Source organism: Streptomyces sp. NPDC055287 (assembly GCF_053646035.1).
The window spans coordinates 1-22,553 of sequence record NZ_JBSHNE010000052.1 but is presented as its reverse complement, the minus strand read 5'-3'; the positions used below and the strand labels follow the sequence as shown (position 1 = coordinate 22,553).

Annotated in this window: 15 protein-coding genes and 2 pseudogenes; 8 read left to right on the top strand and 9 right to left on the bottom strand. The window is 68.8% G+C overall.

Going from position 1 to position 22,553, the window contains the following annotated elements; genetic code table 11:
• Window positions 1-31: 31 nt before the first annotated feature.
• Window positions 32-1,828 carry a fatty acyl-AMP ligase gene (locus tag ACWIHY_RS36320; RefSeq protein WP_454380723.1) on the bottom strand — a complete coding sequence of 599 codons (1,797 nt, stop codon included), beginning with the start codon at window positions 1,826-1,828 and terminating at the stop codon, window positions 32-34.
• A gap of 382 nt (window positions 1,829-2,210) precedes the next feature.
• Here ACWIHY_RS36320 and ACWIHY_RS36315 point away from each other — a divergent pair, with 382 nt between their 5' ends.
• Window positions 2,211-3,506, top strand: coding sequence for a beta-ketoacyl-[acyl-carrier-protein] synthase family protein (locus tag ACWIHY_RS36315; RefSeq protein WP_454380722.1), 1,296 nt, complete (start codon window positions 2,211-2,213; stop codon window positions 3,504-3,506).
• Here ACWIHY_RS36315 and ACWIHY_RS36310 read toward each other — a convergent pair.
• Window positions 3,470-4,267: a LuxR C-terminal-related transcriptional regulator gene (locus tag ACWIHY_RS36310; RefSeq protein WP_454380720.1), complete on the bottom strand. Its 798-nt coding sequence runs from the start codon at window positions 4,265-4,267 to the stop codon at window positions 3,470-3,472. The genes ACWIHY_RS36315 and ACWIHY_RS36310 overlap by 37 nt on opposite strands.
• A 384-nt stretch (window positions 4,268-4,651) precedes the next feature.
• Between ACWIHY_RS36310 and ACWIHY_RS36305 the strand changes: the two genes are divergently transcribed.
• Window positions 4,652-5,626 (top strand): AraC family transcriptional regulator, encoded by a 975-nt coding sequence (locus tag ACWIHY_RS36305; RefSeq protein WP_454380719.1) that lies wholly within the window; start codon window positions 4,652-4,654, stop codon window positions 5,624-5,626.
• Between the two features lie 536 nt (window positions 5,627-6,162).
• On the opposite strand, the pseudogene ACWIHY_RS36300 reads toward ACWIHY_RS36305, so the two are convergent.
• Window positions 6,163-6,953: pseudogene (locus tag ACWIHY_RS36300) on the bottom strand (L,D-transpeptidase family protein).
• A 631-nt stretch (window positions 6,954-7,584) separates the two neighbouring features.
• On the opposite strand from ACWIHY_RS36300, the gene ACWIHY_RS36295 reads away from it, so the two are divergent.
• Window positions 7,585-8,619 carry an IS110 family transposase gene (locus ACWIHY_RS36295; RefSeq protein WP_454380733.1) on the top strand — a complete coding sequence of 345 codons (1,035 nt, stop codon included), beginning with the start codon at window positions 7,585-7,587 and terminating at the stop codon, window positions 8,617-8,619.
• Window positions 8,620-8,964: 345 nt separating this feature from the next.
• Here the strand turns inward: ACWIHY_RS36295 and ACWIHY_RS36290 are convergent, their stop codons facing one another.
• Window positions 8,965-10,026 carry a PP2C family protein-serine/threonine phosphatase gene (locus tag ACWIHY_RS36290; protein ID WP_454380717.1) on the bottom strand — a complete coding sequence of 354 codons (1,062 nt, stop codon included), beginning with the start codon at window positions 10,024-10,026 and terminating at the stop codon, window positions 8,965-8,967.
• A 711-nt stretch (window positions 10,027-10,737) separates the two neighbouring features.
• Between ACWIHY_RS36290 and ACWIHY_RS36285 the strand changes: the two are divergent.
• Window positions 10,738-11,229 (top strand): annotated as a pseudogene (locus tag ACWIHY_RS36285) (DUF1295 domain-containing protein); the annotation flags it as partial.
• Between the two features lie 217 nt (window positions 11,230-11,446).
• On the opposite strand, the gene ACWIHY_RS36280 reads toward ACWIHY_RS36285, so the two are convergent.
• Entirely contained in the window at window positions 11,447-12,331 is an 885-nt protein-coding gene (locus ACWIHY_RS36280) for an NAD(P)-dependent oxidoreductase (protein ID WP_454380715.1), read from the bottom strand.
• Window positions 12,332-12,380: 49 nt separating this feature from the next.
• On the opposite strand from ACWIHY_RS36280, the gene ACWIHY_RS36275 reads away from it, so the two are divergent.
• Window positions 12,381-12,788 carry a MerR family transcriptional regulator gene (locus ACWIHY_RS36275; RefSeq protein ID WP_454380713.1) on the top strand — a complete coding sequence of 136 codons (408 nt, stop codon included), beginning with the start codon at window positions 12,381-12,383 and terminating at the stop codon, window positions 12,786-12,788.
• A 160-nt stretch (window positions 12,789-12,948) separates the two neighbouring features.
• Here the strand turns inward: ACWIHY_RS36275 and ACWIHY_RS36270 are convergent, their stop codons facing one another.
• A complete protein-coding gene (locus ACWIHY_RS36270; protein ID WP_454380711.1) occupies window positions 12,949-13,485 on the bottom strand; it encodes a hypothetical protein in 537 nt (178 codons plus the stop codon).
• A 241-nt stretch (window positions 13,486-13,726) separates the two neighbouring features.
• Window positions 13,727-16,396, bottom strand: coding sequence for an AMP-binding protein (locus ACWIHY_RS36265; RefSeq protein WP_454380709.1), 2,670 nt, complete (start codon window positions 16,394-16,396; stop codon window positions 13,727-13,729).
• Window positions 16,397-16,608: 212 nt separating this feature from the next.
• On the opposite strand from ACWIHY_RS36265, the gene ACWIHY_RS36260 reads away from it, so the two are divergent.
• From ACWIHY_RS36260 to ACWIHY_RS36250, 3 genes are read left to right on the top strand one after another with little or no spacing between them, the layout of a single operon-like run.
• Entirely contained in the window at window positions 16,609-17,628 is a 1,020-nt protein-coding gene (locus ACWIHY_RS36260; protein ID WP_454380707.1) for an iron ABC transporter substrate-binding protein, read from the top strand.
• A gap of 5 nt (window positions 17,629-17,633) precedes the next feature.
• Window positions 17,634-19,223 (top strand): ABC transporter permease, encoded by a 1,590-nt coding sequence (locus ACWIHY_RS36255; protein ID WP_454380705.1) that lies wholly within the window; start codon window positions 17,634-17,636, stop codon window positions 19,221-19,223.
• Complete coding sequence (locus ACWIHY_RS36250) at window positions 19,220-20,254, top strand: ABC transporter ATP-binding protein (protein ID WP_454380704.1); 1,035 nt, start codon at window positions 19,220-19,222, stop codon at window positions 20,252-20,254. Before ACWIHY_RS36255 ends, ACWIHY_RS36250 begins: the two co-directional genes overlap by 4 nt.
• Before the next feature lie 300 nt (window positions 20,255-20,554).
• Here ACWIHY_RS36250 and ACWIHY_RS36245 read toward each other — a convergent pair whose 3' ends face one another.
• Together ACWIHY_RS36245 and ACWIHY_RS36240 are read right to left on the bottom strand one after the other, a co-directional pair.
• Window positions 20,555-20,815 carry a hypothetical protein gene (locus ACWIHY_RS36245; protein WP_454380702.1) on the bottom strand — a complete coding sequence of 87 codons (261 nt, stop codon included), beginning with the start codon at window positions 20,813-20,815 and terminating at the stop codon, window positions 20,555-20,557.
• A 94-nt stretch (window positions 20,816-20,909) separates the two neighbouring features.
• On the bottom strand, window positions 20,910-22,553 hold a 1,644-nt coding region (locus tag ACWIHY_RS36240), incomplete at its 5' end, for an MMPL family transporter (protein ID WP_454380701.1).

Here is a 22,553-nt window from a genome sequence, read left to right as displayed (position 1 = left end):
GTTCGCGCGCCCTCCCTGCATGGAGCGAGGTTCAGACCGTCTCGAACACCCGCGCCCGGTACCTGGACCGGCACCGCGAGCGCTGCAGTTTGCCGCTGGTGGTGAACGGCAGCGAACCGGCCTTGACCAGGAGGACCTCGTCGGCCCGGAGGCTGTGCCCGGCGAAGACGGCCTCCCGGACGGCTTCTTCGACCTCGTCCGCCCCGACGGTCGCGCGTGCACCTGACGGAGCGTCCGGCGGGGGGCCGGCCACGACGCGGTACCGGCTGTTGATCTCAGCCAGGACGACGAGGCGCGTGCGTCCGCCGTCCTCGACGGTGAATGCGCAGCAGCAGCCTTCCCGTATGGCCGCGTGGCTTCCTCCAGCGGTCGCCTCGATGTCGTACGGGTAGTGCTGCATGCCCTCCACGACGATGCGGTCGTCCACCCGGCAGGTGACGAAGAGCTGACCGCCGTCCAGAAAGCCGAGGCTGCCGGTGCGCAGGAACTGGCGGCCCTCGTGGCCGCGCACGGTGGCGTTGAACGTACTTGCCGTCTCCTCCGGGGCGTTCCAGTACGCGGCACCGATACTCGGTCCGGATGCCAGGATCTCCCCTATCTCGTCCGGGGCGCACGGTTCGCCGGTGGCCGGATCCACCACCGCGACGGTCATGGACGGGTGCAACTGGCCCAGGCCGACCAGTCGGCGGGCCCCGTCCTCGCGACCGGCTCGCTGCACCTTGCCTTTCGCCAGCGCCACCGCGTCGAACCGCCGGATCACCGGTTCGGGCTCCACCGGCCCGCCGCTGAGCATCACGGTGGACTCGGCGATGCCGTAACTCGGGAAGAACGCCTCTCGGCGAAAGCCGAACGGGGCGAGCATGGCACTGAACTGGTCAATCATCTCTGCACGCACCGGCTCGTCCCCGACCACCGCGATCCGCCAGCCGCTGAAATCGAGGGAACGCAGCTGCTGCTCGGAGACGCGCCGCACGCACAGCTCGTACCCGAAACCGGGTGCCGAACTTATGCCCGCCCCGCGGTCCGATATCGCGCGGAGCCAGTTGACCGGATCCTGGGTGAACGCCGACGGCGGCATCAGTGCGGCGTCGTACCCGACATAGAGCGGCTGCAGGACCCCGGTGATCAGTCCCATGTCGTGGAACACGGGCAGCCAGGACACAACGGGCGGCAGCCCGTCGAAGTCGTCCGTGTCCCGGGAACCGTTGGCCAGGATCAGCGAGAGGTTGTGCAGGACGTTGCCATGGGTGAGCTGCACACCCCGGGGCGGACCGGTCGTGCCGGAGGTGTACTGCAGGTACGCGATCGTGTCCGGGCCGATGCGGGGGGCATTCCAGCCGTATGCGTCCGTCCCACTGATCTCGTCAGTCGCCACAGAGGTCGGCCGGCGCGGTGTGGACATGTCCTTCAGTAAAGTGTCGACACGGTCCAGCCTGGACCCGTTCGACAGCACCAGATCCGGCTGGCAGCTGTTGACGATTGCCCGGAAGCGCGTATACCGGTCGTCGACGCCGACGCGCAGCACCGGAGGAGCGGGCACCGCGATCAGGCCGGCATACAGGCAGCCGAAGAAGGCGGACACGAAGTCCAGACCCGGCGGGTAACTCAGAACGGCGCGGGCGCCCGGCGGGGCATGCCTGCTCAGACGCACGGCGATCGCCCTTGCGCGGGCGTCGAGTTGGGCGAGGGTGAGCGAGTCGGACTCTTCGAGGCCGTTCTCCAGGAAGGCGAACATCCGTCGATCCGGGTCCCTGGACGCGCGATACCTGCAGAGCTCGACCAAGGTCGTCGGCTCGAGTCGGAATTCTGTGATGGCATCCTCTGACATCGTGGTCCTCCTGTTCGGCTTGGCCATTGCGATTGCCCCGCCATTTCCCCCACTGGCCGCGAGGACTTGGCTATTTGCCCAGCCATTGCTGTACGCCTGCGTCACGTTCGTTCCACTCGGAGAGATACTAGGTCGGCGGAGAAATATCGGGTATCCGCCGGCGGAAGGCGTCCACCCCCTACCGGAGGCGAGAACCGGGTAAGCCGTAGGACGGATGACAACCAGCCTCCGGTCGTCCTCACGGTTCCGTCCGCCGGCCGTTATGGAAAGCACCTCGTGCTCTCTACCGTAATGACGACGGCCAGTGGACAACGAATGGCCCGTGCCCACGCCCGTGTCCAAGGGAGACCATTCCCTAGAAGGCTTCAGAAAGGGAACCGTGATGTCCTACGAAGCATCTGACGACTACTTCTTGGGTAATCCGAAACTCCCCGATCTCCCCGGTTCCCCGGACGGGGTCCTCGGCACAACCGGCGTTGTGGTCACCGGCTTAGGAATGACCACGCCGTTGGGTGCCGACGTCCACTCCACCTGGACGGGGCTGCTCGCCGGCGAATCCCCGGTCACCGTGCTCGACGAACCGTGGGCCCGCGACCTGCCCGTACGGCTGGCAGGCCGACTGAGTCAGGAACCGACCGAGGTACTGCACCGGGTCGAGGCCCGGCGGATGGACCGCTGCCAGCAGATTGCGATGGTGGCGGCCCGGCAGGCATGGGCCGACGCCGGCGCGCCCACGGTGGCGCCTGAGCGGTTGGCCGTGGTGATCGGCACAGGCCTCGGCGGCGGGAAGACCCTGGTCGACCAGCACGACCTGTCCTCGGTGAAGGGGCCGGGGCGCGTGTCGCCCTTCGCCGTGACGATGCTGATGCCCAACGGCCCGGCCGCCGCCGTCAGTCTGGACCTCGGCGCCCGCGCCGGCGCCCACGCACCGACCAGCGCCTGTGCCTCTGGAGCGGAGGCAATCGCCATGGGACTCGCCATACTTCGTGCCGGGCGGGCCGACGTCGTTGTCGCCGGCGGCACCGAGGCATGCATCGGGCGGCTGTCCATGGCGGCCTTCGCCCGCATGGGAGCCCTGTCCAGCCGTCATGACGAACCTCAGAGCGCATCGCGGCCGTTCGACAGCGCGCGTGACGGCTTCGTCATGGCGGAGGGCGCCGGAGCCGTCGTTCTGGAACGAGTCGATTCCGCAAGAGCTCGTGGCGCGCGGGCGTATGCCACGCTTGCCGGTACGGGGATGAGCTCCGACGCGCACGCCATGACAGCTCCTTCAGCGGACGGTCAGATCAGTGCGATCCGCCAGGCCTTGAGCTCCGGCGGCCTCGGCCCGCAGGACATCGTTCACGTCAACGCTCACGCTCCCGGTACGCCCGTCGGTGACCGTATCGAAGCGTCGGCGTTGCTGGAATCGATCGGCCCGCATGCTCTCGTGACGGCGACCAAGTCGATCACGGGCCATCTCATAGGCGGGGCGGGCGCGATCGAGGCCATCTTCACGGTCCTGAGCATCTTCAACGACGTGATTCCCGCGACCAGGAACCTCGACGACAAGGACCCCGAGGTGAAGGTGGACATCGTCACGGGAAGTCCTCGGCACACCAAGGTCACCGCGGCCATCTCGAACTCGTTCGGTTTCGGCGGTCACAACGTGGTCCTCGCTTTCACCAAGTCCGCCTGACCAGGGGCGCGGGACCGGCCGGAGGAGAGGGGGCTTGAGGGGCTGGGGGGTACTGGAGGGCCTGCGGAGGCCCGTGGAGCCTGCGCAGGCTGGGGCGGGTGCACCAGACCGCTCCGCTGAGCCATCAGCGCCGCGTGCATCCGGTTCGGCAACTCGAGCTTGGCGAGGATGCGCGAGACGTGGGACTTCACGGTGGCGGGCGTTACATGCAGCTCGCGGGCGATCTCCTGATTCGACCTCCCCATGGCTATACCGGACAGGACTTGGGTCTCCCGGCCGCTCAGGGTGGCCAGGGCGACCGCGTGGGAGCGCTCCTGTGGCGGCGGAAGAATCTCGAACCGATCGATCAGCCGTCGGGTCATCGTGGGGCAGATGAAAGCCGCGCCGCCGGCGACCGCGCGGACGGCTGAGGTCAGCTCCTCCTGGCTGGCGCTCTTGAGCAGAAAACCGCTTGCGCCCGCCTTCAGCGACCCGTACAGATGGCTGTCGAGGTCGATGCTGGTGAGGACGACGATTCCGGGTACGATTCCTGGTGCTGCCGCCCCCGAAGGCTTGGCGAGTTTGCGGACGAATTCGTATTCGGCATCGACGAGTACGACTTGCGGTCGCCGCAGCTCGAACATTCGTAATGCCTCCTCGCCGACCCTCGTATCGGCGACCACGGTGATGTCCGATGCCTCCCCGAGTGCATGCCGGAAACCGCGGCGCACAAGGTCCTCATTGTCGACCAGCATTACTTCCAACGTGCTGAATTCGTCCATCAATCACTCCGCCTGTGCGATTCGGTAGTGTGGTCCCCATTCCACTCCGTGGTCTCCTGACCGGTGTGGTTTCACGGGTACAGTCAAGAACGCATTCCGGTACAGCGGTTGCACACGCGATGGCTGTGGGGCGCGCTGAGCCCTACTGGTGACCGTGGCTGATACCGCATAGGCCCCCTGGCCGGCACGCACATCCCGGTTAGGCTGAATGACAGTCTGCGGCGGGATTCGCCGCATCGATCCCTTCCGATGCTAGGGGGATTGGCAGTGCTGGTTCTAGGCAATGGCGGCCATGCTGTTGGCCGTTCCGGACACGGGGCGGGGGTCGACGAAGTCTCCACGGCTCCGCGGCTGTTCCCGCGAGGCATCGCAGGCGTGCGAGCGATGGTGGATGTCGGGGTCGAGCGCGGAGTTCCCGTACCGGCATGCCTGGACGGCAGCGGTGTGGACGAGAACACTCTCGCCGACGATGCCGCACACGTCCGCGCCTGGCAGGAGCTCGTCGTGGCGCAGAACCTGGTCCGTGCCACAGGCGATGCTCCCGGCCTGGGGCTGGAGGTCGGCAGCCGGATTCCGCTGCGCAAGTACAGCGTGTGGGGCTTCGCACTGCTGGCCAGCCCAACGCTGCGCGAAGCGGCGGCTGTGGGACTGCGCTACCTGGAACTCACCTTCACCATGGTCGGGATCCACCTTCATGAGGAAGGGGACGAGGTCCACCTCGTCCTGGACGACGGGTTTGTGCCCCAGCCCGTCCGGCACTTCTTCGTCGAGCGGGAAATGGCCAACATCCGCACCATCCTGGACACCATTCTGGGTCGGCCCTTCACCCCCCTCCGGCTGGAGGTGCGCTTCCCGCGGCCTGAAAAGCCCGCAGCGTACGAGGCGTTCGCCGACGCGCCGATCGCCTTCGGGGCGCCGCGCAACGCGATCGTCACCCTGGCCGCGGTACTGGAGCAGTCGCTGCCGCAGGCGGACCGCCACACGATGCAGGTGTGCGAACGCGAGTGCGGCCTCCTGCTGGCCCGGCGCGCCCACACCGAATTCGCAGCGCGGGTACGGGAACTGCTCATGCAGTGGCCGGACGGGATCCCCGACATGGGCGTTGCCGCAGCCGCGCTGCACGTCTCCACCCGCACACTGCACCGGCGTCTGGCTGTGGAGGGCACTTCCTATCGGCGTCTCGTCGACGGAGCGCGGCACGCTCGCGCTGTCGAGATGCTGTCCACCCTCGGACTGGGACTCGACCAGATCGCCGTACGGCTCGGGTACGCCGATGCGGCGGCGTTCATCCGCGCGTTCCGCCGGTGGACGGGTGCGACCCCGGGCGCCTACCGCACGGTGCCGACCCGGCCGTACTGATCATTTCAGGACCAGGTTGGGAGCGTACGGGGGTGCGTCCAGTCTCCGGATGGGGGCACCCTCAAGGCCCTGCGACCCGGCGGGCCGCTACAGGGCCATTGGCAGATGCTCGGCCCGAACGCTCGGCATGCGCTACCTCACCGTTCACTCGCGCCGCTGGAACGGGCCTGGGCCGCGCCGTCCTCCATCGCATCCTGCGCGTTGATCCCGTTGGCGGAGATGGACACCGTCACGTACCCCTGACAGGCCCAGGAGTTTCTGATCGCGCAGATAACCTGGGTAGCTCGGCGCCGGCTTCGAACCGGACGGGAGTTGGCCGTCAGGGCCAACCTGTTGCGCGGACGATTGGGGATCGGCAGCCTGTTCAGCGGCAGCCGGCCCTGGCGGTCCCACCGCTGTCGCCAGTACCGCCGCAGCGGCGACCAATAATGCAGCGAGTACGGATCAACGTTCCCCTCCTGTTCGGCACTTGCCCGAGCGCCCGAGCGCCCCGGGATCTCCGGAGCGCTCCTGGCTTTCGTCTTCGACTGTTCGCGTCAGCCTTTGAGGGACTCGGCGTCTCCCATGACGATCACCGGGTGCTGGTCGGGATCGAGCGTGAGCAGCAGTTCTTTCATGTGTTTCCGCGCCAGGCTCACGCAGCCGTGCGTAGGCCCGTCGTGGTCGACGTGCAGCCAGATGCCGCCGCCCTTGTCGTCGCCGAGGCGGCGGGTCCAGTCGAGGGGGGAGGTTCCGGCCTTGCGGTTGTAGTTGATCGCGATGACGTAGTCGAAGGAGCCCGCAAGCGGCTCGCCCTCGAAGCCCGTGCCGCCGATCCTGAAGCCCTGCGACGACTGGTCGTACGGCAGCTTGGTGCCGGGATCGGCCAGCAGCCCGCCGGCATCGGTGAGGGTGAACACACCTATGGGCGAGTGGAGACCGCCGGCGCGATGGTCGTCCGTCCAGCCCTTGAGAGCGTTGTGCGCCGGCCAAGCGGCTCCTGGCTCCCAGCCCGCGCTGGTACGCCGGTACAGCACCACCTGCGACTTCGGGGAGTCCTGCCGCGGCCGGTGACCAGGACAACCTGCCGCGCGTTCTTGGGGATTCCGGCCAGCGTCTGGGGGCCCAGGCCCGGCAGCTGCGCGGGGACGGATGCGGCGGACGCATCGGCGTCCGCCGGTGTCTGTCGGGGCCTGGCCCGTGTCGTGCTGGGGACGCCGGACGCGGTGGGTGATGCGTCCCCTGCACCGACGGCCGCCGACCGGGCGTCGTCGGCTGTCCCGGTGCCAATGCCCCCGCATCCGGCGAGCGTTAAGGACAGGGCCAGGACGGCGGCCGGTATCCCCAGACGGTTCAGGCCCGGGGCGATGACCTGACAGCCCACCCGTTGCACCCGCCCCCGGCCATGTTGGAGCCGCAACGCCGACTGCGGCTTCCAGCCTGAACGGGGGAGCCGAGCGCTGTCAGGCCCGTACCCACCTGTTCTGCTGGCCTTACAACCGTCTCGGAGCGGTCAACCCCGACTGCACCGTCCCCTTCCCTTCGCAGGCCGCACGGCACGCACTACCCCCGGCAGCTGAGCGGGCACTGCGCACAGGCCCCGCAGCATGCGCGGTCACCTATTCGACGCGGGGTTTCCGCGCAGAGCATGGGATTTGGGAACGCGCCCGCACGGTGGTTGACGTGCTGGGAGGATGGGTGGGTGCTGTCCCGGGCCGTGGGTCTGACTCATGAGAACTCTGACCGCGGTGTCTTACTCACGCTGTGTCGACCGCTGACCGGGGACGGTGCGTTGCCGCCACCGGGCTGGCCGAGTGTGTCCCAATAGGGGCCTGCCGACCAATCAGGGCTTATTCACAGTTCTGACCGCCCGCGCAGTCCGGTGCCGGCAACGCGATGCGCCATCGGGTCGGAAGGTGAACGAACATGACCGATACGATCTCTACCCCGCGTGCCCGCCGACGCCGGCCACGGGGCAGATGGTCCTCGGAGTGGACACGCACCGGGACGCTCATGTGGCTGCCGTGCTCTCCCTGGTGGGGGAAGTGATCGGCAACGAAGCGTTCCCGGCCACCGCGGCCGGATACCGCGAACTACACCAGTGGGCCAGCCGCCTGGGCACGGTTCGCCGGGCCGGGGTGGAGGGAACCGGCTCCTTCGGAGCGGCCCTGTCCCGCTACCTGCTGACGCAGGGCGTGGAAGTGCTCGACGTGAACCGGCCCGACCGGACCGACCGCCGTCAGCGCGGCAAATCGGACCCGCTCGATGCACAGAACGCGGCCCGGGCGGTGCTGAGCGGGCGGGCACGTGCCCAGGCCAAGTCAGGTGACGGACCCGTGCAGATCGCCCGGATGTACAAACTCACCAAAGGGTCGGCAGTCAAGGCGCGCACCCAGGCGATCAACCAGCTCAAGGCTGTCCTGGTTACCGCCGACCCGAATCTGCGGGAAGAGCTGGCCGGGCTGGGTAACCCGGAACTCTTCCGTACCTGCGCACGGTTCGCCGACGACAGCAAGCACGACGAGGGCGGTGAAGAGGCGGTGCTGCAGGCCACCCGCATCACCCTGTGCCTGCTGGCCCACCGAATCGAGCAGCTTACCGAGCAGATCCAGGACCTGGAACGCCGCCTGGCCCGGCTCGCGGAACGCTACGCGCCGCAGTTGCTCACTGTGATGGGCATCGGGCCGGACACTGCCGTCACTCTGCTGATGACGATGGGGGACAACCCGGAGCGCCTGGGCAGTGAGGCGTCCTTCGCCGCGCTGTGCGGGGTCAGCCCCGTCGAGCGTTGCTCGGGCAGTCGGCAGTACCGTCGCCTCAACCGCGGCGGCGACCGGCAGGCCAACGCCGCCCTGCACCGGATCGTGCAGACCCGCCTGCGCTTCGACCCGCGCACCCAGGAGTACTACGAACGCCGCATTAAGGAGGGCAAGACCCGACGCGAAATCGTCCGATGCCTCAAGCGCTACGCTGCCCGCGAGGTGTTCCAGCTGGTCAGGCCCGCACAGCCGTGACCCCCGTCATAGGGGCAGTTCGTGACAGATGAGAGGGTCAGGCGAGTGAGCGAGACACCGAAGAGCACTCTGCAATACCGCTTTGACGGGCCAGAAGACGCCCCGGTCCTGATCTTGGGATCCTCCCTCGGTACCACATGGCACAGGTGGGTCGGATCGAACGGCTACCAACGCAATGACTTTGCTGTGGATGCCCGCTTGAAAGGCCTTCACGCATCGTGAAGGACGACGCGATCGATCCCCGGTCCGACACGCGAGGACGTCGAGCCTCGCCCGCGCTGCCCGTCCTGGCGCCGGGCCCCACGATGCTGCGGCCATATGGCGCAACTACTGTCCAGGTCTACGTCACGTGGGTGTGGGCGGGCGCTCGATCGCGATCATGACGGCGTCGTCTCCCAGTCGCCCGCCGACGTGGTGGAGCAGGTCGCGCCGGAGGCGACGCAGGAAGGCGTCGGGGTCGGTTTCGGTCCAGCCGGTGACTCGCTCGGTGAGCGGATAGAAACTGCCGTAGGAGTCGCGGGCCTCGATGACCCCGTCCGTGTACAGCAGCAGGAGGTCTCCGGCCTCGAACGTGAAGGTGTCGACGTGGTAGCGGGGGTGCGCCAATTCGCCGAGGCCAAGTGGAGGCGCGGCCTGGTAGGCCTCGATCATCGTGGCGCGGCCGTTCCGCAGTACAACCGGCGGTGGGTGCCCGCAGTCGATCATGTCGATCATGCTGCCCTGGTCGGGGATGTCCAGAATGGTGGCGGTGATGAAGGTTTCTCCGGACTGGTCCGTCTCCCCGGGTTCGGCCAGGTTCCAGCACACGCTTCCATCCAGGTAGGCCGCCAGTTCGGGCAGAGTCGCCTGGCGGTGGGCGGCGGCCCGGAAGGCGCCGAGCAGCAGGGCGGCGTCGCCGACGGCGGTCATGCCTTTGCCTCGTACGTCGCCGACGATCAGTCGGGTGCCGGAGCTGGTGCGTGAGGCCGCATACAGGTCACCGCCGATCTGTGCCTCGGCCTCGGCGGCAAGATAGAGGGAGGCGACTCGCAGCGGTCCGATCTGCTTGGGCAGTGGACGCAGGACGACGCGCTGGGCGGTCTCGGACACGTACCTCACCTGCGTCAATTCTCTGGCACGGCGCTCGCGCAGTACGCAGAAGATCACGAGGCTTGATCCGACCAGAACCAGGGCGGCGATCTGGGCCTGGTGGTTCGCTGAGAACAACTCGTCCGGATCGCGCAGCACCGCGATCACCGCCTGAGCCACCACTGAGAGGGCGGCAATCAGTCCCGTCATCCAGGGGCCGGCGAACGACGCGGTGATCGCCGGGGCTGCGACCAGCAAGGGGCCCAGGTGAATATCGGGCGGCGCAAGAACGTCGATCACGACAATCGCCACTATCAGCGCGATCGGGATGGCCGCCATGGCGTGACCCCCTCGCGCCGACCGGCGAAGACCGACGAGGCGCTGCAACACCCCTCCTCTCTACACCTGGTTTGTCCGGCGCGCACCCCAGCAACAACAGGTCGCCCCGGGCCGGGGTCGGCCTCGCTGGGCTTCCCGGCCGATCTCTGTCTGGCCAGTGCGCCACGGCTGGGACCCGTCAAGCAATCACCGGGGCCGGACACCGGATCGACAAGAATCTGTGGATCCGGTTGGCTGTCCGGGCGTAGAGCTGCGAATGGACCAGTGGGCACCGGCGCGCAGCGCCGGTACGCAGATGGGCGACGACCGTACCCCCTTCGTCACCGCCGTTAGCCTCACGGCATACACGGAAGCCGGATGCTCGGACGACTCCACCACTGCTGCTGCACCGATGCCACTTCGACGAGGCCGTCGCATTTCCGGTCCCCACTTCGGGGGTGGGCTGAGGCCGTCGTGGGTCATTGGCGGGGCGGCATGGTGGATCCAGGCGTCGGCGAGGGCCTGGAGCACGGCTGGTGAGGCACCGGCGCGTTCCAGGTGGTGGGTGTATGTCAAGAGACGGTCCGGTCCGTCGGGCCAACGGGGATCGGCAGTCGCGAGGCGGGCGAGGTTCCCTACGGCGTTCTCCCTTTTCGCCGTCCGTCCCACGCGGACCGGTGACGCGGGCACGCCGGCCCATGGGTGCAGCGGGTACGGGCCGGAGGCATTGTGATGAGCGGGTACCCCTGGGCGGTATGTGCCGCCAACCTGGCACTGGTCGCCGGCGCCGCGCTCGCCGTCGTGCTCATCGTCTTCGCCCTGGCCGCCGTCAGGGAACACACCGGCTTGTGGCCGTGGCCTGAGGCCTCGCCTTCACCGCGGTGGCCGTCGCCTCGTAAGCGCTGTCCGCGGACCACGGTGACGCCACCAGACGGCTGCTGACCGCCGGGGCGACCACCGTGTGGGGCGTGCGGCTCGCCGCCCACATCGCGTGGCATGGACCGAGGATTGTGGAGCTGGACACGCCACCCGCACCACTTCGGCGACTTCCTCGTCCGGTGGGGCCTGTTCCGCTGGCCTGCGGCAACTGGCAGGCCGCAGCCCTCTCGCTCGTCTCGCCCGTGGTGATGACGCTCCCTTCTGACCCAGGGCAGCGGCAAAAGGCTCCCGGAGAAGCACATCGCCGAACGCTCGGGATGCACCGCATACGCGGCCCGCACCAGCTGCCGCCCAGCGGCGAAGTCCACTGCCAGTACGCCGCGGAACGGGTCGGAACCAAGCTGCGACGGACCTGGTCATCGGCCCGCAGGAACAGGCCGAGTTGCTCGACCTGGCCGAGCAGCCCGACCACCGAAGTCCACTTCGAACCAGCCCGGTAGCGATCAAGATCCGGACAGTCCGTCGCGCGAAAGCCCGAGGGGAGAGCCCGTGTGGGGATCGGTCAGTCGTCGCGGGGCTTGCCGAACTCTTCGATCAGCACGGGATACTGCTCCCCACCGTGTCCGGCGGCGATCGAGCGGTCGGCCATCGCCTTGAACAACTTCGGTAGTTCGGCGTTGACGCCCCCCGCCTCACTCTCCTCGATCAAGTGCGCCATCGCCCGCGCGTCGGTCTCCAGGGCCGACACCTCGGCCGGGAAGGAGCCGCTGTCGATCTGCTCGGCATACCCCGGCAGCCAAGCGGCCACACCGGTAGCGATCTGCTGCGCAAACGGCGCATACGTTGCGGCGTCAACACCGGCCGTCCTGAGCAGCGCAGTGCCCTGGAGCCAGGCGTTCAGGACGCTCCACATCATGGCCAGGCCGGCCACGTCGTACAGGGATGCCAGCCCATGGTCCGCGCCAAGGTAGGTGACGGTACCGAGCGCGTCGAGTGTTGACTTGTGTGCCTCGAAGTCCGACTGCGGCCCGCTGTGCAGGATCACCGCGTCGGCGGTCCCGATCGCCGGTGGGACGGCCATGATGGCGCCGTCCAGGTAATGGGCGCCGCGCTGCTCGGCCCATCGGGCGGCTTCCCGGGCCTGGGCCGAGTCACCCGAGGTCAGATTGATCAACATCGTGCCGCCCAGCTCGACATCGCTCGCGTCGAACAGCTCGTGCATGGCCTGGTAGTCGGTGACGCAGATGATCGTCAGGGAACCTGCCTCGAGCGCGTCGCCAACCGTTGGCGCCAGCCGTGCGCCCTCGGCCACCAACTGGTCGGCCTTGGCGGCCGTACGGTTCCACACGGTTGTCGGATGCCCGGCTTTCAGGAACGCGCCGGCGAGTGCCTGGCCCATCAGTCCGAGTCCGATGACTGTCACGGGTGTATCGGTTTTGTTGTTCATGGCAGCATCGTCAACGTTGATACCGGTGTGAAGGTCAAGAGAGGTTTCGATGCGGATCGGGGAACTGAGTCGTCGGACGGGCGTCAACGCCCATCAGTTGCGCTACTACGAGGCCCAGGGCCTGCTGGAGGCAGACCGCGGCGCGAACGGTTACCGCGAGTACGACGAGAACGCCATGCTGCGGGTGAAGCAGATCCGGCACCTGCTTGGTGCCGGTTTGTCCTCCGAGGACATCGCGTACCTGCTGCCCTGTGCAGCCGGAGAGGCCCCGGAGCTGGCCGGGTGTCCCGAGTTGCTGGCCGCGATGCGGTCACGGCTGCGGCGACTGGACGATCAGATGGACAGGCTCGCTCAATCCCGCGACGCTCTTGCCGACTACATCGATGCGGCCGAGCGAATGGGCAACGAGAGCTATCCACCCTTTCATGATGTTGACCTGGACCCCGTCCCCGCCTGAGCAGCCGGGGTGCCCGTCGTGCGGAACCGTCTCGACCAGCAGCACACGCCGACCTGCGAGACCGCCGCCGATCGCCCCGGCCTGGACACGAACACGCGGAGACAGGGCCGCACGCTTCACCTGGTGAATGACCTCGTTCACGCAGTGGACGGAGCCTTGATTAGCTGGCGGGACCGCCTGTCTGAGACGGCGAGGGCCGGAGACAGGTCGGATCCCCGGTGATCTTCACCAGCTGGGGAGTGCTTCTGGGGAAGGTCCAGATGCGGCCCAGGGTGCTGGTGGCGGTCACCGTGGTTGCGTCCAAGGTGACTTCGGTGAACGGATTGGACGAGCAGGAGACCGCGATCCATTCCAAGGTGTTGTGGTCGTCGTCCCGAGTCAGGGCGACCCAGCCGATACTGCCGTGGTCCGATGATTCACCTGCCAGGGCACGGCTTCCGGCATAGGTGCATGAGGCAGACGTCGTATCGACGTTCATCCAGTCGCTGGGGGTCCACGCGGTGGCCCGTAGGACCTCCCACCATTGCCAGTCCTCGGCCCGCATGTCATGGAGCCGGCCTGCAGGGGAGTACCGCACGAGTTCCATGACCGACAGGGATCCGTCGGAGAACATGATGAAGTCTCCGTGGGGTGCCTCCCAGGCACCCCAACGGGCATGCACCAGGTCAGCGTTGGGTGTCGCGTCGGGGGAGCTCACACGAGCAATGATGACATCGAGGAACAGCGCGAGGAGAGGACTGCATCGGTCAACCATCCCGTCGGCCCACGCTTGGGGGGTGTCGATACGGGAACTGGCCCTCGTCCCGTCGGGCGTGGTCGCGCCCGCTTGATGCGCTTGCCGGTCCTGCTGCCGCCGCTGTGCGGCGTGAGGTAGAAGGCGGCGTCCATGTCGGCGTGCCGTACGTTCGCGGCCGGCCCGATGCCCGTGCACATCCTCGTCAAGGACCTGCCTGACCTTGAACGGAGGCTGCTGGCAAAGGGGTTCGAGAGGACCGATCCGCTGTGCCCGCCGGAACCCGAGCGCGAGACCCGGGAGAGGCGCCTCGGCGAGACGAAACCAGTGAGAGCAGCGAGGGCAGTCCGCGCATGACGCGGGTTGCGACGGCGCCGTAAACGATGCCGAAGATCAGGGAGGCGAGGAAGGCCAAGTGCCTGGAGAAGCCGTCGATCAGCGGGAAGATCTGCCAGTGGGTCAAGTAGATGTACAGGGAGCTGGTGGCCAGGAGGCCGGCGACCTGGTTGACGCGTTCGCGGCTGGGGAGGGCTGGCGCCCACACGAGCAGGGCGAACGTGGCGATGATGATCGCTTCTCGTCCGGGGTCGCCGGGGAAGAAGCCGGGCATCGTGGCCAGCGCGCCGACCGTGACCACGATCCGCTGTGTCTTGGTGCGGGCTTTCGCCGCCGCCCAGCCGAGTGCGAACAGCCAGAAGACGGTGACCGCGTCGGGTAGCTGGGCGCGGTCGGGGAGGCCGAGCAGATCGTAGCGGGTGAGCAGGCCGAGGGCGGCGAGCGTCAGGGGCAGGCCGTAGGGGAACCGGCGCTCTGCCCGGTCCGCGAGGGGGAGCGCCAGGAGGGCCACGGCGACGATCAGGATGTAGACCAAGGCCTCGATGAACCAGAAGTGCATGCCCGTTCTGCTGTCCTCGGGCCCCAGCACGCTGTCGAGGAGAGCGAGGTTGGCCAGGGTGTAGTCGTCGTTGAGGAAGAGTACGAAGCCGATCCAGATCATGGCCGGCACTGCGACCCGCGCGATGCTGAGGCAGGCGCGCCGGATGCGTTCGCCGCGTTCGACGGTGGTGAGGTGGAAGCGGGCGAAGTTGTAGCCCGCGATGGCGAGGAGCAGATGTGCTCCACCCTTGATGCCGAAGACGTGGATGTGCGATCCGACAATGCAGAAGATCGCCATGGCGCGCAGGGCGACGCTGGTCTCCAGGGTGCGTCTGCGGTTGGGGGCTTTGCGTTCGGGCGGTCTGAGGTCGCGGATCGCAGTGGTGTGCCAGTCGGTCGGCAGGTGGCCGATCCGTTCTTCGAGGTGGAGTGACATCTCGACGTACGAAAGGGAGTCGCCGCCCAGGCTGACGAAGGTGCTGTCCGGCGTCACTTCGGATCGGTCGAGGATGCGCGCGTAGAGCAGGCACAGGTCTGCGGGGCCGCCGCCGAGGGGGTGCTCGGGCGTCGATGCGCCGACGTCGGCGGGGCCGGCCAGCTCGCGCACCGCGCGGTAGTCGGGCTTGCCTGTGGGGAGGCGGGGGAGGCCGGCCTCCGGGGCCAGGAGGTGGACGCGGACTGCGCGGGCCGGCAGGCCGCACTCGCTCGTCACCAGGCTTCGTATCCGGCGCGCGGCGGAGGCGTGCGTGCCGACGGCGGCGATGGCGAGGGCTTCGTCGTCGCCGGTGCACATGGACGTGACGCCGTGTCGTGCAAGCATCGTCTCGACCTGCGCGGGGTCGATGCGCAGGCCGAGGATCTTCGCGAACCGGCTGCGGCGTCCGACGATCTCGTACATGCCCTCGGGGGTCAGCCGCGCGACATCGCCGGTGTGCAGCTCGTCCACGGTCCGGCCCAGCGCGAGGTCGTCGGGGGTGTGGGCGTAGCCGAGCATGACGTTCGGCCCCGCGTACACCAGCTCGCCGGTGTTCTTCTCGGGCCAGTCTGGCAGCGGTTGGAGCCGGAAGGAGCCGCCGGGGATCGGAACTCCGACCGCCTCGGGGTGGGTTTCCGCGAGGCCGGGCGGCAGGTAGGCCATGCGGGCGGTCGCCTCGGTCTGGCCATACATCGCGAACAGTTCCCAGCCGGCGGCGCGGCCCAGAGCCGCGTAGTGCTGGACCCGGTCGGGCGAGAGCCGTCCGCCTGCCTGGGTGACGTAGCGCAGGTGGGGCAGGTCCATCGCGGCGAAGCCGACGCGGTCGAGCAGGTCGAAGGTGTACGGGACACCTGCGAAGGTCGTCCCGCGGGCGTTCCGGAACAGATCCCAGAAGCAAGTGTCTGCGACGGAGAGGTCGGTGAGGATCAGTGAGGCGCCGCGCAGCAGATGGCTGTGGATGACGGAAAGGCCGTAGCAGTAATGCATGGGCAAGGTAGTGGCAGCACGGTCGGTGTCCCGGATTCCCAAGTACTCGGCTATCGATTCCGCGTTGGCCTGAAGGTTTTCGTGCGAAAGCCGGACGAGTTTCGGCGACCCTGTCGAGCCGGACGTGCTCAGCAGGAGGGCGAGGTCCGGGTGCAGGTCGTGCCCGGAGACAGGGCGCCGCTCGTCGAGCAGCCAGTCCCCGCCGTCATCGGGGCGTGCCACGACGTCCGGGTTGTATGCCTCGATGAGTGACTGCACGGCTGCCGGGTGGTCGCCCGGCACCAGCAGGACCGGGTGCCCCGCCGAGAGTGCCGCGAGGTGGACGACGAGCGCCTCGATGGTGTTGGCGCCGACCACCAGGACCAGGCGGCGCGTCCGACCCAGGCGACTGGCTGTCGCTTCCACCAGGGCGGCGAGCTCGCGGTAAGTCACGGGGCCGTCGGCGGTGATGACCGCGGTGAGGTCGCCGTGGGTCGCGAGATCGCTGGCGAAGGGGACGTTCTTGGAGCCCGGCAGCAGGGCGGAAGGGGCTGTCACGAGCGCATCTTAGGAAAGGCTTACCTCATTGGATAGTCACAGGAAAGTCACAGATGAGACATGGAAGATCCATAAGGAATCCACAGGTAGGGTCGGCTCCGCCGAACCCCGGGTGAGGCCAAAATGTTGCGTGCGTCACCCTTGCCTTTAGGTTAGCTTTACCTTACTTATAGGGCGTTCAGGTTCTCGCTGCACGTGCAGGAAGGCTTCTCATGCGACGCCCCTTGGTCCACCGTCTCGCCGTCTTCTCCGCGGCAGCGCTCCTCCTTCCCGCCCTCGCGGGCTGCGGCGTCGATGAGGACGACGCCGGGCTCGTGATCTACTCCGGCCGCAACGAGAACCTGGTCGAGCCGCTCCTGGACGAGCTTGAGGAGGCCGTCGGCACCACAATCGCCGTCCGCTACGGCGAGAGCGCCGAACTCGCCGCCCAGATACAGGAGGAGGGTGACAAGACCAAGGCGGGCCTGTTCTTCTCCCAGGACGCGGGAGCCCTCGGCGCCCTCTCCACCAAGGGCCTGCTGGAGAAGCTGCCCCAGGAGTCGCTGGACAAGGTCGACCCTGCCTTCCGCGGCGGCGCGGGCGACTGGGTGGGCACCTCCGGGCGCGTCCGCGTCCTTGCCTACAACCCCGGCGAAGTGTCCAAGGTTCCCGACACCGTGCACGACCTGGTCAAGCCGGAGTGGAAGGGAAAGATTGGTTACGCCCCGACCAACGCCTCCTTCCAGGCCTTCGTCACCGGCATGCGCGTCCTCGAGGGCGACGACGCCGCCCGCGCTTGGCTCAAGGGTCTGAAGGCCAACGAGCCGAAGGTCTACGACAACAACCTCAAGGTCCTCGACGGTGTCGGCAAGGGCGAGGTCTCGCTCGGCCTCGTCAACCACTACTACTGGTACGAGCAGGTCGCCGAGAAGGGCGATGGCAAGGTCAAGGCGAAGATCCACTTCCTGCCGGGCGGCGACCCGGGCGCACTGGTCAACGCGGCCGGAGTCGGCATCCTCAAGGGCAGCGACCAGCTGCCGGTGGCGCAGAAGGCGGTCGACTTCCTGCTCTCGGAGAAGGCACAGAAGTACTTCGCCGAGGACACCAAGGAGTACCCGCTGGCCGCCGGCGTGACCAGCAACGTCAAGGACCTGCCGCCGCTGGACTCCCTCGACGCCCCCAAGATCGACCTCGGCAAGCTGGAATCACTTCAGGAGACCCTGAAGATGCTCCAGGAAGCCGGGATGGTCTGACCCCCATGCACTCCACGGATTCCGTCGTACCGGCGGATCCCGCAGTCCGCCCGGCAGGCGCCACCGCGCCGGCCGGGCGGCTGCGCGCCGAGCGCCGCCCGCCTGCTGTCCTCCTCGTTCCCGCAGTCCTCGCCGCGGTGTTCGCGCTGCTGCCGCTTGGCTACCTCGCCATCCGCTCCCTGGAACGCGGACCCGCGTTCGCCTGGGACGTCATCGCCAACGAGCGCACCGCCCTGCTGCTCGGCCGCAGCCTCGGACTGGCTGTCGTCGTCGTATCATCCTCACTGGTGCTCGGCGTGTCCCTGGCCTGGCTCACCGTACGGACCGCGCTGCCCGGCGCCCGGGCCTGGTCGGTCGTGGTGACCCTGCCCCTGGCCGTGCCGAGCTACGTCGCCGCGTTCACCTGGCTGTCCGCGTTCCCGGGGCTCGCGGGCTTCGGCGGCGCCGCCCTCGCGCTGACGCTGGTGAGCTTCCCGTACGTCTACCTGCCCGTCACCGCCGCACTGCGCGGGGCCGATCCTGCGCAGGAGGAGGTCTCGCGCTCGCTCGGCCACGGGCCGCTGAGGACCTTCCTGCGCGTCACGCTGCCGCAGGTGCGCCCCGCCGCGGCCGGGGGGGCCGTACTGGTTGCGCTGTACGTGTTCTCCGACTTCGGCGCCGTCTCGCTGATGCGGTACGACACCTTCACCCGCGGTATCTACACGTCCTATCGGGCCAGCTTCGACCGCACCCCGGCCGCCGCCCTCAGCATCGTCCTGGTGGTGATGACGATCCTGCTCGTGACCGTCGAGGCTCGTACCCGCGGTCGCGCGGGCCACGCCAGGACCGGGACCGGCACTGCACGCCCCGCCGTCTCCGCGCCGCTGGGCCGGTGGCGGATACCCGCCCTGGCCTGGTGCACGATGGTCGCGGCCGTCGCCGTCCTCATGCCGCTGGCCACGCTCGGGTACTGGCTCGCCGTGGGCAACTCCGCGACCTGGGACCCTGTCGTGCTCTTCGACACCGCCGGCACGACCCTCGGCGTCGCCGCCGCGGGAGCCGCGCTGACGACCCTCCTCGCCCTGCCCGTCGGGGTGATCGCCGCCCGCCACCGGGGCCGGACCGCACACCTGCTGGAGCAGTCCGCCTATGCCGGGCACGCGCTGCCCGGCATCACCGTTGCACTGTCCCTGGTCTTCTTCGCGGTCCGCTACGCCGAACCCCTTTACCAGGAACTCCCGCTCCTGGTCTGCGCGTACGCCGTGCTCTTCCTGCCCGTCGCGGTGGCCGCCACCCGCGCCGCGGTGCTCCAATCGCCGCCGGTACTGGAGGACGTCGCCCGTTCGCTCGGCCGCTCCCCGCTGAGGGTGCTGCGCGAGGTCACCGTGCCGCTCGCCGCGCCCGGGGTCGCCGCCGGAGCCGCTCTGACCTTCGTGGTGTGCATGAAGGAACTCCCAGCGACCCTCCTGCTGCGACCCACCGGGATGGACACCCTGGCCACCCGGCTCTGGACCGAGACCGGCACCGGATCCTTTGCCGCCGCGGCCCCCTATGCCGCGGCGCTGATCCTGCTGGCGGCCATCCCCTCCTACCTCCTCGGGCGGCACCGCACATGACCGACGTACAGATCACCGCAGTGTCGAAGTCCTACGGCCCGGACGCGCCCGTCCTGCGCGGACTCGACCTCACCGTCCCCGCCGGCACCCTGACCGCCCTCCTTGGTCCCTCCGGCTGCGGCAAGACCACCCTGCTCCGCATCATCGCCGGCTTCCTGCGCGCCGACGCGGGCACCGTTACCGTCGGCGGACGCACCCTGTCCGGCCCCGGATTCCACCTTCCCCCGGAGCGCCGCCGCATCGCCATCGTCCCCCAGGAAGGTGCTCTCTTCCCGCACTTGAGCGTCGCCCACAATGTCGCCTTCGGGCTGAGGGGCCACGACCGCGCCGGGCGCCGCAGCCGCACCGAGGAGATGCTCGAACTTGTCGGCCTCGGCGGTTTCGGCGACCGGATGCCACACGAGCTGTCCGGAGGCCAGCAGCAGCGCATCGCCCTGGCCCGAGCCCTGGCGCCGGAGCCGGCCCTGGTGCTGTTGGACGAACCGTTCAATGCCCTCGACAGCGCCCTGCGGACTGGTGTCCGGGCAGATGTCCGAGCCGCCCTGCGCGCCACCGGAGCCACCGCCCTGCTGGTCACCCACGACCAGCAGGAAGCCCTCTCCACGGCCGACCTCGTCGCCGTCGTACGGGACGGCCGCGTGGCTCAGTGCGACACCCCTCAGGAGGTCTACCGTCGCCCTGCTGACCCCTGGGTGGCCCGCTTCGTCGGCGACGCCGTACTCATCCCCGGCATCGCAGACCACGGCACCGCAACCACCGCCCTCGGCCGCCTTCCCCTCGTGGCGCCCCCTGCAGGCCGGAGCGAGGGCACTGTCCTGCTGCGGCCCGAGCAACTCCAGCTCACCCAAACCGCGACGGCCGCCCAAGGCACCGTCACCGACGTGATCTTCTACGGCCACGACGCCATGGTCACCGTCTCCGTCGAGGGGCTGGAGAGCCCCGTCGGCATCAGGGTCGCCGGGCCCGTCGCCGTACGCCCGGGCCAGCGCACCGGCATTCTCGTCAGGGGCGAGGCAACACTGCATCCATGAACCGGAGGCGGTCCAGGCTCCCCAGCCAGGCTCTCGTGCTCGGCGAGGAAGCTGTGCCAGGTGTCCGCGTCGGTGTAGCTGGGGCCGTAGCCAATTCGGCTTCGGTGAGTCCGAAGCGGCTGTGCGGCTGTGCGGCGGCAGAACCCGCAGCAGGATCCGGGCGGGCCGGATTGGCCGGTCAGGGCGATGGTGACGAGGGCGTCGAGCTCGTCGAGGGAGTCCACGGCGACCAGCGCGCCGTGCTGGACGGCCAGATGGAGCAGGGGCCGGGTCCTTGGCAGGACCGTTGACAGCGAGGTGCTAGCCCCGTACGTCGTGGCCGAGGGCCTCGCGCAGCTCGAAGACGGAAGCGACGTCCACACTGGCGCCGCCCGCCGCAGCACGCTCGACGAAGAGCGCGGCCTTGCTGGCCTTCTTTGCGACGTACACGAAGCCCTCGGCCCCGGCCGAGGCGAGCGCGTCCTGCATGGCCCGAAGGTTGATGTCGAAGCGGTCGGGCAGCAGGAAGTGGCACGGGCCGCCGAACGCATAGGCCAGTTCAGGAACGAGACCGCTGGCCACGACCTGCTCGGTGGCGGCGTCGGGGCAGCACCGGCAGCCGCACGCGGCAGACCCAGCGGCGAGCCGCTGGGCCTGACCCAGTCAACCCGGGTCGCTAGTCGACCAGTTCATGTGCGCGGTGCGCAGGCACCACCCGCCCGGCCGGGGCCGTGCGGGAGAGCTCCTCGCCCTCGACGTCGAGGTTGGGCAGCAGTCGGTCGAGCCAGCGCGGCAGCCACCAGGCGCCCTTGCCGAGCAGGGCGAACAGGGCGGGGACGATCGTCATGCGGACGAGGAAGGCGTCGAAGAGCACCGCGGCCGCGAGGCCGAAGCCGATCATCTTGATGAAGTCGTTGTCCTCCACGATGAAGCCGGAGAACACGCTGATCATGATGGCGGCGGCCGCGGCGACCACCCGGCCGCCGTAGCGGAACCCGGTGACGACGGCCTCGTCGGGCCGCGCCCCGTGAACGTACGCCTCCCGCATGCGGGTCACCAGGAACACCTCGTAGTCCATGGCGAGGCCGAAGACCACACCGATCATGAAGATCGGCATCGTGCTCATGATCGGGCTCGGCTGGTCGACGCCGAAGACGTCGGCGAGCCAGCCCCACTGGAAGACCGCGACCACGGCGCCGAGCGCGGCGGTCACCGAGAGCAGGAAGCCGAGCGCGGCCTTGAGCGGCACGAGGACCGAGCGGAAGACCACCATCAGGAGCAGGAACGCCAGGCCCACGACCAGGCCGAGATAGGGGAGCAGGGCGTCGTCGAGCGTCCTGGAGAAGTCGATGAACATCGCGGTCTGGCCGGTGATCAGGACCTCGGCGCCGGTGTCGGCCTGGAAGCCGCCGGCGAGGGAGCGCAGGTGGCGCACCAGGTCTTCGGTCGCACCGTCGGTGGGGCCGGTGGCCGGGACGACGTTCAGGATCGCGGTGTCGCCGGCCTCGTTGGGCGTGGCCGGGGTGACGCTGGAGACGCCGTCCTGCTCGGCGAGTCGCTTGCCGACGGTGTCGGCCGCGACGGCCGCTTCCTGGCCCTCCACGGTGATCATCAGCGGCCCGTTGGACCCGGCGCCGAAGGACTCCGAGAGCATGTCGTAGGCCTTGCGCTGGGTGGTGTCGGGGGCCATGGTGCCCTCGCCGGGCAGACCGAGTTCCAGACTGGCGGCGGGCACGGCGGCCACGCCGAGGCCGAGGACGGCCAGGAGTAGTACGGCGACGGGGTGGCGCAGGACATAACTGGCCCAGCGGGAGCCGAGGTTGGGCTTGCGCCGGGCGTCCTTCTCGGCACGCTTGGCGGCCTTGCGCTGCTGGCGGACGCTGAGCGGCTTGCCGGTGAACTGCTCGCGGTCCCGGCGGCGAAGGACCTTGACCGGCGCGAAGCCGAGCAGCGCGGGCACGAGGGTGAGGGCGACGAGTACGGCGACGGCGACGGTGCCCGCAGCGGCCAGGCCCATCTTGGTGAGCATCGGGATGTTCACCACGGCCAGGCCCGCGAGGGCCACGATGACGGTGAGCCCGGCGAAGACGACCGCGGAGCCCGCGGTGCCGACCGCCCGCCCTGCGGCGTCGGCGCGGTCGCGGCCCTCGGTGAGCTCGGCGCGGTAGCGGGAGACGATGAACAGGGCGTAGTCGATGCCGACGGCGAGGCCGAGCATCATCGCCAGGGTCGAAGTGGTGCTGGACATTCCGAGGGTGGCGCCGAGCGCCGTGATCGCGGAGATGCCGATGCCGACGCCTATGAGGGCCGTGAGCAGCGG